Genomic DNA, 16,546 nt, shown 5'->3' on the forward strand with positions numbered 1-16,546 from the left:
TTAAATCTCGGTTTGAGCCATGTTCCGGAAGTGCTCGATGATGACTTGGCGGAATTCCTTGGCTGCACTTGTAAAATAGCGGCTCTGGTGTCTTGTCAGCCCAATTTCCCGTGTGCACACCGGATCCTCGATTTGCAGGCAAGCCACGTTGGCACGGGATCCCGCTTGTAATGCGGATTCGGGTATAAAGGCAATGCCAAGCCCGGTTAGGACCAAAGGGCCCAAGGTTGCGGGCTCATCGCCTTCATAAGCGTTACTGGGTACAAATCCGGCCTGTTCGCAATAACGATCCATCAAGTCGCGGATCCCGTAACCCTTTTTTAAACTGACGAACCGTTCCTCCTTAAGTTCGGATAAACGAATTCGGCTTCTGCCCGCCAGCCGGTGGGTTGCTGGAACGGTCACATAGATCTGCTCTTGGAAAACGACATCGCATACGAGTTCGCTGCCCAGAATGGGTGGGGAAGACAAACAAAAATCAACCTCACCCTTCTTTACCCGGGTTTCCATTTCATGGGTTCCCAGCTGCTCTACATGGAACTGAACCTGCGGCCGAATTTCACGAAATCGGTTAAGAATATCGGGCAGCATGTAAGCCGTGTTCACGGCCAGCGTCAGTGTTCCGTAATCAGCACTGGTCATATCCGCGATTTCGCGTTTACCTTCCTCCAATTCAAACAAAGCCCGCTCGACACGTTGATAAAAAGAACGGCCAAACGCATTTAGCCGTAGATTGCGGCCGCTTCGGTCGAATAAAGGGGCGCCCAGGTCTTCTTCCAACCGCTGAATCGTCTTACTGAGCGAAGACTGGGTAACATGTAATTCCCCCGCAGCCTCGGTCATATGTTCCAAACGAGCTACCGTACGAAAGTACTCAAGCTGAAGCAGTTCCAAAGTATATGCACCTCACATTCCTGTGGATCTATTTTATTATAGATAAAAATAGACTCATGTGAATCAATAAATGATGAAGAGGGAAAGGAGGCATATGATTGTGCCTTAACCGGGGTGCGAGGCTATTTCTCCAATTCAGATTGTCCTCCGGCAAGTGTGCAGCATATTCTACCTTATGATTGTTCAAGACCAAAAACTATATAGAAATGGTGGAGTTCGCATGCGCTGGTTAGAAGTGAAGCAGAGAGGCCCGCTCGACGGGAGCGTGATCATTCCAGGGTCCAAGAATAGTTCCCTCGCCCTCATCGCCGCTGCCGTTCTTGGAGACACACCGACAATACTGGAGGGCATACCGGATATTAACGATATCCGCGCCATTGGAGAAATTGGAAGCCGCATCGGCCTGCAGGTGAGCAAAAATGATGACGGCCATTTTGTTGTGGATTCATCCCGGATTCATTCATCCGTCCTCGATCAGGCGCTGACGTCTTCGTTCCGCGCTTCCTATTATCTGATCGGGGGGCTTCTCAGTAAGTACAAGCGGGTGACGCTCGGTTATCCGGGGGGTGATAATTTCGTGGAGCGGCCCATTGACCAGCATATGAAAATATTCAAGGCGTTCGGGGCGGACGTGACCCTGGAAGAGAAGCAGTACACGGTATCGGCGGAAAAGCTCACGGGCACCGACTTTTGCTTCGATCTGCTGACATCCGGCGCAACGATCAATGCGGTGCTGCTCGCTTCGTTGGCGGCCGGAATAACCCATCTGCACAACTGTGCGACGGATCCGGAAGTGGTGGACGTCTGCCAGCTGCTGAACCGGATGGGAGCTGACATCACCGGAGCCGGCACGGACACGATCCGTATACGCGGCGTGAAGTCTCTGACAGGATGCCGGTATCGGGTGATCCCCGACCGTCTCATTGCGGGGGCGTTTATGATGACGGTGGGCATTACGGGCGGCACGCTGACCCTGAAGCAGGTCATTCCCGAGCATGTGCGGTCCATCATGGCCAAGCTGAGCGAAATTGGCATTGAATTTGAAAGCGGGAACGATTACATCATCGCCAGCAGCCAGGGGAAAATCAAACCGACGCGGGTACGGACGGGCATGTATCCCGTGTTCAACTCCGACATGCAGCAGCCGATTACGAGCCTGCTCCTGAAGGCGCCGGGCTACAGTGCCGTCAGGGAAAAGGTGTACCCGTACCGTTTCAGCCATGTCGCCCAATTAAACCGGCTTGGCGCCGATATCCAGGCGAAGAACGGCTATGCCATCATTAAAGGCGGCAGACCGCTGCACGGCGGCTACGCCCATGCGACCGATGTCCGGGCGGGAACCTGCCTGATCATGGCCGGCCTGCAGTCGGAGCAGGCGACGCGAATCACGGGCATCGAGCATATTGAGCGCGGCTATGAGGACGCGGTGCATTTGTTCGGCCAGGCGGGGATCGGGCTGGTGATCCACGAAGGCGAACCCGCTCCGGACGGCACCGAATATACGACAACGGCGTGATCGCCGGCCGGCTGCTTAGGGCTGTTTTAGCTTACGTGTTCTTGACGGCAAACAGCCCCCAAACCGGAAGAACGGCAGCGGGGGCTATTTTCGTTTTGTTTTATGATTTGGATCAATCTTATACGAGACATAAAACGCTTCTACCCGTCAATCGCTTTAGTCGAGGCCTGCTGAGCGGACAGGCTCCCGAAACGCTGGGACCAGTAGGCGAGGCCCATCGTCAGCAGCAGGAATAGCCCTGTAATGAGGAACACGGTATGAATGCTGAACACGCCGCTGATCGCGCCGCCCGCAAGCGGTCCCAGCATGCCGCCGAGCTGGTTCGCGGTCTGGTTGAGGCTGAAGGCCCTTCCGCGGAATTCGCTTGGCGTAGACCGGACGACAAGACCGTTCAGCGCCGGGAACACGGCGCAGAAGAAGCAGCCGTACAGGAAGCGGACGACCGAGAACGCCCAAATGTTATGAAACGGGATCTGGAGCAGCGAACCTATGCCTCCGGCGAACAAGCCGATCATCAGTATTTTCTGGAACCCGACCTTGTCGGCCAGCTTGCCCCAGCGCGGGGCGAAGATGATGCTGGCGATCCCGACGAGCGAGAAGATGAAGCCCGCCAGGATGGACGCATCCGATGCCGAGTGGCCGATCTCCACAATATAGAGGGAGAGCACCGGCTCGATGGTCATGACCGAGAACTGCGTCACCATGGTGAGCACCAGGACGATCATCAGCATTTTGTTGACGGCGGCCTGCTTCAGCGTGTTAAACACCGAAAGCTTGCCTTTGCTCGGGACGAATTTTTCCTCTTTGACGTAAAAGATAACGAGCAGCGTGGCCAGAAAGCACAGCACGCCCGCGCTGCCGAAGGCCAGCCGGTTGTCGAACACCTTGGAGAGCACGCCGCCGAGCAGGGGCCCCATAATGCTGCCCGTCGCCGTGGCCGTGGACATGGTGGACAGCGCGTAGCCGACCCTTTTCTCCGGGGTGTTGGTACCGACGATCGCAATGGCTCCCGGAATAAACCCGGAGAGAAGCCCCTGTAAAATACGCAGGATGAGCAGCTGCACCGGATGTGTGACAAACGCCGTCAGCAAATAAATGATGCACAGCACAAAACCTGCGCGGATGATCATCGGCTTGCGGCCGTATTTGTCGCCGACGGATCCCCAGAACGGAGATGAAAGCGCTCCCGCAAAAAACGCTGCGCTGAACAGCAGACCGGACCACATCTCAATGTTTTTGGTGACACCGATTTCAATCAGAAACAAGGGAAGAAAGGGTACCACCATCGAGAAGCTTGAGGACACGATCAGCGAGCCGAACCATAAAACCCATAGATTTTTCTTCCAGCTTTCCATAGACGTCATCTCCTGTTAAACCTAGTATACAGCACATGGGGTGTCCACTTGCTTCATGAGGCTGCTTCGAACATGGCTGTCCGTGCTATATAAAAGAGCAAAAGGCGCGCCGCTATGGCGTTGTCAGCTCTGTACGCGTATCGAAAGAAAATTTAAAAGTCCTGATCAGCTTGGGAGCTGCTCAGGACTTTTCCATTTCATCGTATGGATAGCGCTCCCTTAGGCTTGTGCACTGAGAGCGTTAAGTTTTTTCGCCAGGCGGGACTTCTTGCGGCTGGCTGCGTTCTTGTGGATCAGGCCTTTAGTTACGGCTTTGTCCAGTTTTTGGGATGCAGCTTGAACAGCAGCTTTAGCAGCTTCGACTTCATTATTCGTCAGCGCAGAATCGGCAGCCTTCACAGCTGTACGAAGCGCGGATTTTTGGGAAGCATTAAGCGCACGGCGTTTGTCGCTTGTTTTCACGCGTTTAACGGCGGATTTAATGTTTGGCATTGCATTCACCTCCTGTAAGGCATTCGAATAGCTCGAAATGATTCACAACTTAAAATAGTTTAGCATGGGGTACTCTAAAAAGCAATACTATCATCGCGTTCCAAAGGTTTGGATTTTAAGAGGCACATGGATCGGCGGCGTATGAACGGTGTCCGGTGTAAAAAGGTTGTGCATAAACTGGACGCCGCTCCCGCAAACTATCCATAACAAGCCAAAGGAGGCAGATGTATATGGAGTTGGATTTGCAGCGCTATTCCGTGCGGACCGACCTGGCGGTCGACGCCAGGGAAATGGCGGGCCATGCCGGACCGATCCCGGGGGTCGATGAAGAGATTACGGAGAAGGACGGCATCAAGATTACCCGCCTTAACGTGCTGAATGAGGCCGGTTCCCAGGCCATCGGCCGCGTCAAAGGGCATTACGTTACCTTGGAGGTTCCTGGACTCCGCAACGGGGACACGAAGCTGCAGGAGCAAGTGGCTGAGGCCTTCGCCCGCGAGTTTGAGGATTTCCTGGCGCTGATCGGGATTCAGAAGAAACAGACGGTTCTGATCGTCGGGCTTGGCAACTGGAATGTGACGCCCGATTCGCTGGGGCCGCTTGTGGTGGAGAACGTCCTCGTCACCCGGCAGTATTTTCAGCTGATGCCGGACCAGGTGGCCCCGGGATACCGGGAAATCAGCGCCATCGCTCCGGGGGTGCTTGGGCTGACGGGGATCGAGTCCAGTGAGATCGTGCAGGGTATCGTGGAACGGACGAAGCCGGATCTGATCATCGCGATCGACGCGCTGGCATCCAAATCGCTGGAGCGCGTCAACACGACGATCCAGATTGCTGATATCGGCATCCATCCCGGCTCTGGCATCGGCAACAAGCGCCGCGGCCTCACCAAGGAAGTGCTTGGCGTTCCGGTTGTTGCCATCGGCGTGCCGACCGTATGCTACGCTTCGACGATTGTGAACAATGTCATGGAAATGATGAAGAATCATTTCGGCCAGGAGACGAACCAGACCCGGCAAATTATGGGGATGCTGGACGATATCAACGAGCAGGAGCGCCTCGCCCTGGTCAAGGAAGTGCTCGAACCGCTCGGCCATGATCTGATCGTCACGCCGAAAGAGATTGACGAATTTATCGAAGATATCGCCAATATTGTCGCGAGCGGTTTGAACGCCGCCCTGCATGACGCGGTAGACCCCGGAAACACGGGAGCCTACACCCACTAGGAGGTGCAGCTCCTCCTCTCTCTTCTATCATAAATGAGGAAGCCCGAATCTATCGGGCTTTCTTTTTTTGGTTCTATCGAATCTCTCCGACTCATAGAGTTGAAGTATAAGAGATTTCAGGAGGACAACAGAATGAAGAGGAATGGTTTTCAGCTTTGGAATATCGGCAAATGGAGAGCCAGACTGCTGTATTTTCTGTCTATGGGACGTACCTTTGTGCTGCTGGTGGTCGGATCGCTGCTGTTTTTCTTACTTCTGGGACTGGGAGGGATGGCCGAGCAGAAAATCAACGATTCTCCGGTTTCTTCTATGAAAGGATTCGCCGGCTCCGTATCAAGCAATTTCTTCATTGATATGTTAGGCATGGAACTGCCCCACCTGAATAAAGAAAAAGGGAGCTCGACTTTCTCCGGGGAAAACATGACGACATTCGTATTCCAGATGCTGACCAGCGTCAACCCTAAGGATCCGAAAAGTCTGCTGGCCCGGGAAATGCCGGGCATGGGGGCGAACGATCCGGTGCTGCTGAGGCATTCGGCAGGCAATGACAACGTCGTCCCTCCCGAAGATTATAATCCGCCTGCGGAAACGGCGGGACAAACGGATGCGGCCGGACAAAGCCATAACGCTTCAGCCGATCCCCAGAAGAACGGTGCAGGTCAGGCCGAAACCGATCCCGGAAAGGTCACCGACTCCGGCAAGGGCTCAGACAAGCAGCAGGATACGCCGTCCGGTCAGGAACCGGACGCCGGCGGCAAGAAAGGTGCCGGAGAAGGAACGCCTTCCAAGGACAATGGAGATACGGGAGAATCTTCGGCGGTGGACTCCAAGAACAAATCGATTCTGATCTATCACTCCCATCCGAGAGAAGCATACAACCCGCTGCTGGGTAAAACCAGCGACAACCCCAGCTCTACGTCTCCGTCGCAAAACGTTATGCTGGTCGGAAGCTATGTGGCGAAGAAGCTGGAGCAGCTCGGCATCGGCACCGCCCATTCGGAGCAGGATTACATGACGACGGTGGCCGACTATAACTATAACTTTTCCTATAAATATTCCCGCGAGACGGTGAAGGCTGCGATGAGCCAGAACAGCGGCATGAAATACCTGATCGACATTCACCGGGATTCTCAAGGGCACAGCCGGACGACGAAAGACATTAACGGCAAAAGCTACGCGCAGGTCTTCTTCATCATCGGGCACGGCAACAAAAACTGGCGCAAAAACGAAGCCTTCGCCAATTCCATCCATGAACGGCTGGAAAAAGCCTATCCCGGATTGTCCCGCGGCATTTGGGGGAAAGATTCCTCCATGGGCAACGGGGAATATAACCAGTCGCTGTCGGAGAACAGCATTTTGATCGAGGTCGGCGGGATCGACAGCACCGATGCGGAGCTGAAGCGGACGTCGGAAGTATTGGCACAGACGATCGCCGACGTCTATTACGCGGATCAAAAGGCGGAAAAGGCCAGCACCGATCAAACGGCTCCCGCCAAGAAAGATAATAAAAGCTGATAAAGCAATGAGCCGAGGGAGGTATGATCATGTCAAAATGGGCTAAAAAAGTGTGCGTGCTTGGAATTTGGGCAGGCATCGGCGTTCTCGTCGGCATGCAGCTGGCCAGTCCGGATGCTCCGGCGCCCGCGCCGCAGGCGCAGACGGCGGCTGCCGCCGTGCAGGCCGGGCCGCAGCAGGGAGCTTCTACGCAGCAGCAGCGACAGCCTTCCCAGCCGCGCCAAAGCTCGAACCGGTTCAAGGCGGCGGACGAGCAGCCGCAGCAGGAACAGGTCGAGGTCCAGGACTGGCATGAGAAGACCCCCGAGCAGCTGCTGGTGGACCAGGGCGGCACGCCGACAGTCGACGTGCTGGCGGATAAGACGGCAGGCCTGCTGCAGGAGCTGTCCCAAAAGGGAATCCGCCTCGTTGTCTCCCTCTTCAGCAACGTGACGGAATAATGCGGCAGGTGGGATTGCTGGCCTTTCCTCCAACTGTTATAATGAATTGATTACACATCAGGCTGTTTTTGGGGGTAAGGCATGACAGACGTACAAGCAAGGCAAAAGAACATTCGAAATTTCTCCATTATCGCCCATATAGACCATGGCAAGTCGACGCTTGCGGACCGTATTCTTGAATATACGGGCGCCCTCACTTCGCGCGAAATGCAGGATCAGGTGCTGGACCAGATGGATCTCGAACGCGAGCGCGGGATTACCATCAAGCTTCAGGCCGTTCACCTGACTTATCGCGCCGATGACGGCGAGGAATATTTGCTGAACCTGATCGATACTCCCGGACACGTCGACTTTACGTATGAAGTTTCCCGAAGCCTGGCCGCCTGCGAAGGCGCGCTGCTGGTGGTGGACGCCGCCCAGGGAATCGAAGCGCAGACGCTGGCCAACGTCTATTTGGCACTGGATAACAACCTGGAGATTCTTCCGGTCATTAACAAAATCGACCTGCCGAGCGCCGATCCGGACCGCGTGAAGCAGGAAATTGAAGACGTTATCGGTCTGGACGCAAGCGACGCCGTTCTCGCCTCGGCGAAGGCCGGCATCGGCATCAAGGAAATTTTGGAGCAGATCGTCCAGCAGGTACCGCCGCCAAACGGTGATCCGGACCAGCCGCTGAAGGCGCTCATTTTTGACTCGCATTATGATCCTTACAAAGGCGTTATCGTGTATGTGCGCGTCATTGACGGCAGCATCAAAGCGGGCTCGAAAATCAAGATGATGGCTACGGACAAGACGTTCGAGGTCATCGAAGTCGGCGCGTTTAAACCGCGGATGACGATCGTGGACGAGCTTAGGGTCGGCGATGTCGGCTTTATCGTAGCGGGCATTAAGCACGTGGGTGATACCCGGGTCGGCGATACGGTCACCGATGCCAAAAATCCGACACTCGAGGCGCTGCCCGGCTACCGTAAAATCAACCCGATGGTATACTGCGGTTTGTACCCGATCGAGACGTCCGATTACAACGACCTGCGAGAGGCGCTGGAGAAGCTGCAGCTGAACGACGCTTCGCTGAGCTTCGAGCCGGAGACGTCGAGCGCGCTCGGCTTCGGCTTCCGCTGCGGCTTCCTCGGGCTGCTTCATATGGAGATTATCCAGGAGCGGATCGAACGCGAATTCAACATCCCGCTCATTACGACGGCGCCGAGCGTTATTTACCGCATCACGCTGACGAACGGCGACACGATCGAAATCGACAACCCGTCCAACTATCCGGAAATCGGGAAAATCGAATACGTCGAGGAGCCGTACGTCAAGGCGGCCATCATCGTGCCGAACGATTATGTGGGCACCATCATGGAGCTGTGCCAGAGCAAACGCGGCGAATTCGTCAACATGGAGTACCTGGATACGACCCGGGTTACGATCACGTACGAAATTCCGCTGTCCGAAATCGTGTATGACTTCTTCGATCAGCTGAAGTCCGGCACGAAGGGCTATGCTTCCTTTGATTACGAGCTTTCCGGCTACCGCCGCTCCAACCTCGTGAAGATGGACATCCTGCTGAACGGGGAGCAGGTCGACGCACTCTCCTTCATCGTGCACCGCGACCGCGCATACCACCGCGGACGCGGCATCTGCGAGAAGCTGCGCGAGCTCATTCCGCGGCAAATGTTCGAGGTGCCGATCCAGGCTTCGGTCGGGACGAAGGTCGTCGCCCGCGAGACGGTCAAGGCGATGCGCAAGAACGTCCTCGCCAAGTGTTACGGCGGCGATATTTCGCGGAAGCGGAAGCTTCTCGAGAAGCAGAAGGAAGGCAAGAAGCGCATGAAGCAGGTTGGCAGCGTCGAAGTGCCGCAGGAAGCCTTTATGGCTGTCCTGAAAATCGACGACAACTAGTCAGTTTTTACCAAGCTTATAGAGTACATTGGACCATTCCACGGGAGAGCCGCTGCGGCTTTCCCTTTCTAAATATAAGGAGGGAATTTGCGATGGCGATGTTGAATCCGCAAGGGACGCCAAGAGTTAAGTATCAGGGGAACCGTAAACCCCAAGCGGTTTATCTGCACATTCCCTTTTGCACGAATAAATGCTTTTACTGCGATTTCAACTCCTATGTGCTGAAGAACCAGCCGGTGATGGATTATTTGCAGGGGCTGGAGCGGGAAATGGAACGAACCGTCAAAGAGGTTCCTCCCGGTAAAATAACGAGCATTTTCGTCGGCGGGGGAACCCCGACCGTGCTGAAGCCGGACGAAATGGAGTATTTCCTGAAGACGGTCAAGACGTATTTTCCAGACTGGTCGGAAGATATTGAATTTTCGATGGAGGCCAATCCAGGAACAACCGACCTCGAGAAGCTGGCCGTGATGAAAGCAGGCGGCGTTAACCGCGTAAGCTTCGGCGTACAGGCGTTTCAAAACGAGCTGCTGAGCGGCATCGGGCGTATCCATGATACGGATGATGTGTACCAGAGCCTGGAGAACGCGCGCAAAGCCGGCTTTGACAACATGTCGATCGACCTGATGTTCGGCCTGCCGAACCAGACGGTGGACATGCTGGCGGAGAGCGTGAGCAAGGCGCTTGCGCTGAATCTGCCGCACTATTCGATCTACAGCCTGAAGGTTGAGGAGAACACCCTTTTCCATACGATGTACCAGAAGAATCAACTGCCGCTGCCCAATGAGGACGACGAGCTGAAGATGTATTTGCTGCTGATGGAGAAAATGAAGGAAGCGGGTTACGAGCAGTACGAAATCAGCAACTTTGCGAAGCCCGGATTCCACAGCCGCCACAATATGGCCTACTGGCTGAACGAAGATTATTACGGCCTCGGCGCGGGTGCCCACGGGTATGTCGGCGGCATGCGGCATATGAATATCAAAGGGGTTAATCCGTATACGGAAGCGACCAAAGAGGGACTGCCGAGATTGGAAAGCTTCGAGGTGCCCCGGGAAGAGGCGATGGAGGATTTCCTCATGGTCGGCCTGCGTGTCTTGAAGGGAGTGTCCCGGACGCATTTCGAAGAGCAGTTCGGCGTATCGATGGAAGACATGTTTGCCAAACCGCTGCATAAAATGCTGAATGCGGGGCTGCTCGAGGAGACGGGCGACGGGTACCGCCTCAGCGAACGGGGAATCCTGTTCGGCAACGACGTTTTCGGAGAATTTATAGGCTCGCTCACCGCAAAATAACCGCTTGAACTTCTATGCGTGTTGTTGTATATTTATTCATATCGTTGACAGCACGTGTGAGGGGGAATGGCGATGCCGGCGGTAGTTATTTGCCGTAAAGCGGTGCCAGAAGACGTAGAACCGCTTTTCGAAATGATCGATGGTTATGCACAGAAGGGGATCATGCTGCCGCGCTCTCGCAAAGTGCTTGAGAAGCAGCTGGACCAGTTTGTCGTGGCCGAGGCGGACGGGAAAGTGATCGGCTGCGGCTCGCTCTGCCAGTTGGGCGCAGACCTGGTGGAGATCCGCTCCTTGGGAATTGCGGAAGGGCACAAGGGGATGGGAATCGGCTCCAAACTGGTGAGCAAGCTCACGGAAGAGGCGAGAAGACAAGGCATTCCTAAAATAATGGCCCTGACGTACGAAGTATCGTTTTTTCTGAAAAACGGATTTTCGGTTGTGGAAAAAGAGATTTTTCCCGAGAAGGTTTGGACCGATTGCGTGAACTGCGCCAAGCAGCATGCATGCGATGAAATAGCTGTTCTTAAGATGCTGAACTGACTTGACAATGCTCATGTCAGTTTGGTATTTTTGTATTAACGGTTAGCACTCATCTCTTTAGAGTGCTAACGATGCTCGAAATAAAGGTCACCAAGGGGGGAATGGTATGCTTACCGAACGTCAAAGAATGATACTGAATGCCATTGTGGACGACTATATTCGCTCCGCTGAACCCGTAGGCTCCCGCAGCATTTCGAAACGAGGCGATGTCGGCTACAGTCCGGCGACGATCCGCAACGAAATGGCTGATCTGGAAGAGCTGGGCTTTTTGGAACAGCCCCATACTTCGGCCGGCCGCATTCCATCTCATAAAGGTTACCGGTATTATGTCGATCATCTGGATCCGGCCTATTCGGCGCCTCCGGGGGAAATCCGGCTGCTCCGCAAGTTTTTTGCCGAGAAGCTCAGCGCGATGGAGCAGGTGATCCAGCATGCAGCCATGATACTATCCCATATGACGAATTACACTTCCATCCTGCTTGGACCGGAAGTTTTTCATACTTCACTGCGGCATTTTCAGCTGCTTCCGCTTAACGAGGAAACCGCCGTCGCGATTATCGTGACGAGCACGGGACAGGTGGAGAACAAGACGGTCCAGCTTCCGCCGGACGTACCGGTCTCCGAGATCGAGAAAGTCGTCAACCTGCTGAACAGCAAGCTGATGAATGTACCTATATATAAGCTGAAGACAAGATTATATACAGAACTCGGCCAGGAGATGGAGCGACATATTTCCAACTATGAAGAAATCATGAAAGTGCTGGACAGCATATTCCTGGACGGTGAGGCCGACCATCAGCGCCTGTATTTGAGTGGAACGACCAACATGCTGACCCAGCCGGAGTTCAAGGATGTCGATAAAGTGAAGACGATCCTGGACCTGCTCGAAGAGACGCCGACGCTTACGAAGATGATGGCACCCCAGGATGGGGGCGGCATTCAGGTGCGGATCGGCACGGAGAACGACCATGAGGCGTTTGCCAACTGCAGCCTGATCACGGCGACTTACTCGCTTGAAGGGGAAGCGCTCGGCACCATCGGCATTTTGGGGCCTACCCGGATGGAATACGCAAGGGTCATGAGCATTTTGAACATATTGTCCAAGGATCTGACGGCCATGCTGTCACACTGGTATAAATAAGGGGGAGAGGACGGATGAGTCAAGGCCAGCAGCCGGTTCGCGAGGGTGAAGAACGCTACGCAGCCCTGCTTAACAACAGCAATGCGGTCCGTGCCATCACCTCTGCGGTGGAAGGGACGCTCGGCCCCAAGGGGCTGGACGTCATGCTGGTCGGCTCCCGCGGGGAAGTCATTATTACCAATGACGGCGTGACGATCCTCGACAAAATGGACGTAACGCATCCCGCCGCCAGATTGCTGATCCAGGTGGCCCGCAGCCAGCAGAAGCAGGTCGGTGACGGAACGACGACGGCAACGGTGCTCGCGGGAGCGTTGGTGCAGGAAGGCGTTGCGCAAATCGTGAGAGGTGTCCCTGCTTCCAAAGTGGTTGCCGGTATGCAGCAGGGCATTCGCATGGCGGTGGAAGCGCTGCGGCGCCGAACCCGCGTTATTGAAGGGCTGGACGATCCGCTGCTTGCCAAGGCGGCTTATGTCGCCGGACGCGAGCGCGAGGATATCGTCCGCCTTGTCATGGAAGCCGCTTCGAAGGTGGGGACCCGGAAGCTGAGGGAACCCGGCTATTTGCTAGCCGATGCGGTTACCGCCCACGAGAAAGGCGATAATGAAGTATATGAAGGCATTCTTTTGAAGCAGAAGCCGCTTCATTCGCATGATAGACCCGTGCTGAAGAACACGAAGATCCTCGTCCTGCACGACGCGCTCGAGCCGGAGACGCTGGATGAAGAGGTTCTGACGACGGAAGCCGGCTTTGCCCGGTACATGGAGCTGCGCGACCGCTTTAGCAGCGAGCTTCACGTGCTGGCCGACCTCGGGGTGGGGCTTGTTCTGCTGGAACGGGGAATCCATCCCGATGCCGAGCAGTTCTGCATGGACCACGGCATCATGGTGGTGCCGCGCGTGAGCCGCAGCGACCTGCTGCGCGTCAGCGAGATGACAGGGGCGGTGCCCATGCGGCGTACCGCCTTACATAAGGAGCGCGATTCGCTTGCCAAGCTTCTGGGGAATTCCCCCTATGTGGCTTATGACGAAAGGCTGGAACGCGTGCGGGTCAGCAGCGGCGGGCAGGAGCGCGAGCCGTTTGTCACGCTGATCGTCGGGGCGAGCACCGCGGAAGTCGTCGGGGAGTCCGCCCGGATTGCCGCGGATGCGGCCTCGGCTGTACAAGCCGCCGTTTCCGGCGGAGTGCTTCCCGGTGGAGGTACTGCCGAGCTGGCCGTCTCCTACGAGCTGGAGCATCAGCGGGAGGCGGTGAAGGGCATGGAAGCCTTCGGCATTGCCGCCGTGGCGGCGGCGCTGCGCAAGCCCATGGCGCAAATTTTGCTGAACGCCGGCTACAACCCGCTGGAGAAGATGGAAGAGGCGCGTGCCGCCCAGCTTGCGGAAGACTCCGACTCCATGGGCATCGACTGCGATACCGGGCTCGTCATTCGCTATGAGGAGCGGGGGATCGTCGATCCGGCCCTGGTGAAGATTCATGGGCTGGAGGCCGCGGGTGAGGTGGCGGCTGCCGTGCTCCGCATTCACAATGTCATCAAAATGAGAGGCTATGGCGGTCAGGACGAAGATTGAGTTCTTCGGGACCGCATGAACCGATGAACAAAAGCATGATCAGTTTACCAAGGAGGTGAAGACATCTTGAAAGAAAACCAACCATTTCAAGACAGTGAAAACGAATTGAACCAACAAACCAATGAAGAAGTGAATGAACATACAGCCGAGGCGGAGGCTAGCCAAGCTGGCGAGACAGTTTCGGAGGATGCTTCTGAAGGGACGGCTGCGGAGAATGAAGCATTGGACCCTGCTGCTCTGAAGAGCGAAGTGGAGCGTCTGCAGGGGCTGGCTGACGATTATCAGCAGCGTGCCATCCGTACGCAGGCCGACTTCGACAATTTCCGCAAACGGACCCAGAAGGAAAAAGAGGACCTGGCTAAGTATGCATCCACTAAACTGGTGACCGAGCTGCTGCCTGTCGTGGATAATTTCGAACGGGCTCTCGCCGCTGCCGGCGAAGGCAGCGAAATGGAGTCCTTTACGAAAGGCGTAAGCATGATTTTCCGCCAATTGGAAGGCGTGCTTCAAGCGGAAGGGCTGCAGGCTATGGTTACCGTCGGCGAGCCGTTTAATCCGGAATATCATCAAGCCATCATGCAGGTGGAAAGCGATGAATACGAGGAAGGCATCGTCGTTGAGGAAGTGCAAAAAGGCTATATGCTGAAGGACAAAGTGCTTCGTCCAGCCATGGTTAAAGTCAGCATGTAAATCCCTGCTGTTTAACATATAAGTATTGATCCACCATTTCTTTTATCCCAGAGGAGGAAACCATACATGAGTAAAGTTATCGGTATTGACCTTGGTACGACTAACTCCTGCGTTGCCGTCATGGAAGGCGGCGAGGCTGTCGTTATCCCGAATCCGGAAGGCGCGCGTACGACCCCTTCGGTTGTCGGCTTCAAGAAAGACGGCGAGCGCATCGTCGGCGAAACGGCAAAGCGCCAGGCCATTACGAACCCTGACCGTACCATCATTTCGATCAAACGCCACATGGGTACAAACCATAAGGAAACGATTGACGGCAAAGAGTTTACGCCTCAGGAAATTTCCGCAATGATTCTGCAAAAGCTGAAATCCGATGCCGAGGCTTATTTGGGCCAACCGGTAACCCAAGCGGTTATTACGGTTCCGGCATACTTTAATGACAGCCAGCGCCAAGCGACCAAAGACGCCGGTAAAATCGCCGGTCTGGAAGTGCTGCGGATCGTCAACGAGCCGACGGCTGCGGCTCTCGCTTACGGTCTGGAAAAAGCGGAAGATCAAACGATCCTCGTATACGACCTTGGCGGCGGTACGTTCGACGTTTCGATCCTGGAGCTTGGCGACGGCTTCTTCGAAGTTAAAGCGACGAGCGGGGACAACCACCTCGGCGGCGACGACTTCGACCAAGTGATCATCGATTACCTCGTAAGCGAATTTAAGAAGGACCAAGGCATCGACCTGAGCAAGGACAAAGCGGCAGTTCAACGTCTGAAAGACGCTGCGGAAAAAGCGAAAAAGGAACTGTCCGGCGTTCTGACGACAACGATTTCCCTGCCGTTTATTACGGTTGTGGACGGCGTACCTCAGCACTTGGAGGTTAACCTGACCCGTGCCAAATTCGAAGAGCTGTCTGCCGACCTGGTGGAACGCACTCTTGGACCAACCCGTCAAGCGCTCAGCGATGCGGGCATGAGCTCTAGCGACATTGACAAGATCGTCCTTGTCGGCGGTTCCACGCGGATTCCGGCCGTACAGGAAGCGATCAAGCGTCTGACCGGCAAAGAGCCTCATAAAGGCGTTAACCCGGACGAAGTGGTTGCCCTCGGTGCAGCGGTGCAAGCCGGCGTGCTGACAGGCGACGTCAAAGACGTCGTGCTTCTCGACGTCACTCCTCTCTCCCTCGGTATCGAAACCGCAGGTGGCGTATTTACGAAAATGATCGAGCGCAACACGACGATCCCAACCAGCAAATCGCAAATTTTCTCGACGTATGCGGATAACCAGCCAAGCGTTGAAATCCACGTACTGCAGGGCGAACGCCAAATGGCGGCGGGCAACAAAACGCTCGGACGCTTTATCCTGGGCGACATTCCGCCAGCACCTCGCGGCGTACCGCAAATCGAAGTTACATTCGACATCGACGCCAACGGTATCGTGAACGTATCGGCTACCGATAAAGGAACGAACAAAACGCAGAAGATTACGATTACGTCTTCGAGCGGTCTCAGCGACGAAGAAGTGGAACGTATGATGAAGGACGCTGAGGCACATGCCGAGGAAGACCGTCAGCGTAAAGAACTGATCGAAGCGAAGAACAACGCCGACCAGCTCGTGTACTCCACCGAAAAAACGATTAAGGACCTTGGCGACAAAGTGGACGCTTCCGAAGTCGAAAAAGCCAATGCTGCGAAGGACAAAGTCAAAGCGGCCATCGACTCCGACGACCTGGAGCAGATCAAATCCGCTACCGAAGAGCTGACCGAAATCGTGCAGCAGCTGTCTGTGAAGCTGTATGAGCAGGCTGCTCAAGCGCAGCAGGCTCAAGGCGGCGAAGGCAATGCCGACGGCGCAGCAGGCTCCGCGAAGAAGGACAATGTCGTTGACGCGGACTATGAGGTTGTTGACGAGGACAAAAATCAAGGTTAACCTATAGAAAGTTATGTTCAGGAATAGGGAAGTCAAAGCCGGGGCATCCCGCTGC

At 55.3% G+C, this 16,546-nt stretch carries 14 protein-coding genes; 11 read left to right on the plus strand and 3 right to left on the minus strand.

The genetic code is table 11. The features are described 5' to 3' along the window. Entirely contained in the window at positions 1-894 is an 894-nt protein-coding gene (locus ABID47_RS01070) for a LysR family transcriptional regulator (protein WP_251677256.1), read from the minus strand. 220 nt (positions 895-1,114) lie between these two features. Between ABID47_RS01070 and murA the strand changes: the two genes are divergently transcribed. Next, positions 1,115-2,410, plus strand: coding sequence for a UDP-N-acetylglucosamine 1-carboxyvinyltransferase (gene murA, locus ABID47_RS01075; RefSeq protein WP_145131641.1), 1,296 nt, complete (start codon positions 1,115-1,117; stop codon positions 2,408-2,410). A 140-nt stretch (positions 2,411-2,550) separates the two neighbouring features. On the opposite strand, the gene ABID47_RS01080 is transcribed toward murA, so the two are convergent. Next, the gene (locus ABID47_RS01080; RefSeq protein ID WP_354494632.1) at positions 2,551-3,765 is read right to left on the minus strand and encodes an MFS transporter; all 1,215 of its coding nucleotides are present in this window, start codon (positions 3,763-3,765) and stop codon (positions 2,551-2,553) included. Between the two features lie 219 nt (positions 3,766-3,984). Then, positions 3,985-4,257 (minus strand): 30S ribosomal protein S20, encoded by a 273-nt coding sequence (gene rpsT, locus ABID47_RS01085; RefSeq protein ID WP_076169770.1) that lies wholly within the window; start codon positions 4,255-4,257, stop codon positions 3,985-3,987. Between the two features lie 230 nt (positions 4,258-4,487). On the opposite strand from rpsT, the gene gpr reads away from it, so the two are divergent. The 10 genes from gpr to dnaK all read left to right on the plus strand — a co-directional run bounded on the left by gpr (position 4,488) and on the right by dnaK (position 16,491). Further along, positions 4,488-5,483, plus strand: a complete 996-nt coding sequence (gene gpr, locus ABID47_RS01090; RefSeq protein ID WP_354494634.1) for a GPR endopeptidase — start codon at positions 4,488-4,490, stop codon at positions 5,481-5,483. A 132-nt stretch (positions 5,484-5,615) separates the two neighbouring features. After that, on the plus strand, positions 5,616-6,998 hold the full coding sequence (locus ABID47_RS01095) for a stage II sporulation protein P (RefSeq protein ID WP_354494636.1): 1,383 nt from the start codon (positions 5,616-5,618) through the stop codon (positions 6,996-6,998). Positions 6,999-7,027: 29 nt separating this feature from the next. Next, entirely contained in the window at positions 7,028-7,438 is a 411-nt protein-coding gene (locus ABID47_RS01100; protein ID WP_354494638.1) for a hypothetical protein, read from the plus strand. An 81-nt stretch (positions 7,439-7,519) separates the two neighbouring features. Beyond that, positions 7,520-9,337, plus strand: a complete 1,818-nt coding sequence (lepA, locus tag ABID47_RS01105) for a translation elongation factor 4 (protein WP_116229478.1) — start codon at positions 7,520-7,522, stop codon at positions 9,335-9,337. Between the two features lie 98 nt (positions 9,338-9,435). Continuing rightward, positions 9,436-10,632, plus strand: a complete 1,197-nt coding sequence (hemW, locus tag ABID47_RS01110; RefSeq protein WP_354495660.1) for a radical SAM family heme chaperone HemW — start codon at positions 9,436-9,438, stop codon at positions 10,630-10,632. A 72-nt stretch (positions 10,633-10,704) separates the two neighbouring features. Continuing rightward, the gene (locus ABID47_RS01115) at positions 10,705-11,172 is read left to right on the plus strand and encodes an N-acetyltransferase (RefSeq protein WP_089548229.1); all 468 of its coding nucleotides are present in this window, start codon (positions 10,705-10,707) and stop codon (positions 11,170-11,172) included. A 106-nt stretch (positions 11,173-11,278) separates the two neighbouring features. Beyond that, positions 11,279-12,313: a heat-inducible transcriptional repressor HrcA gene (gene hrcA, locus ABID47_RS01120; RefSeq protein WP_354494641.1), complete on the plus strand. Its 1,035-nt coding sequence runs from the start codon at positions 11,279-11,281 to the stop codon at positions 12,311-12,313. 14 nt (positions 12,314-12,327) lie between these two features. Further along, a complete protein-coding gene (locus ABID47_RS01125; RefSeq protein WP_163879595.1) occupies positions 12,328-13,881 on the plus strand; it encodes a TCP-1/cpn60 chaperonin family protein in 1,554 nt (517 codons plus the stop codon). Between the two features lie 66 nt (positions 13,882-13,947). After that, on the plus strand, positions 13,948-14,571 hold the full coding sequence (gene grpE / locus ABID47_RS01130; RefSeq protein WP_145023529.1) for a nucleotide exchange factor GrpE: 624 nt from the start codon (positions 13,948-13,950) through the stop codon (positions 14,569-14,571). 66 nt (positions 14,572-14,637) lie between these two features. After that, positions 14,638-16,491, plus strand: a complete 1,854-nt coding sequence (gene dnaK / locus ABID47_RS01135) for a molecular chaperone DnaK (protein ID WP_116229482.1) — start codon at positions 14,638-14,640, stop codon at positions 16,489-16,491. The last annotated feature ends 55 nt before the right edge of the window (positions 16,492-16,546 follow it).

The organism is Paenibacillus favisporus (genome assembly GCF_040545415.1).
Taxonomy (GTDB): Bacteria; Bacillota; Bacilli; order Paenibacillales; family Paenibacillaceae; genus Paenibacillus_AQ; species Paenibacillus_AQ favisporus.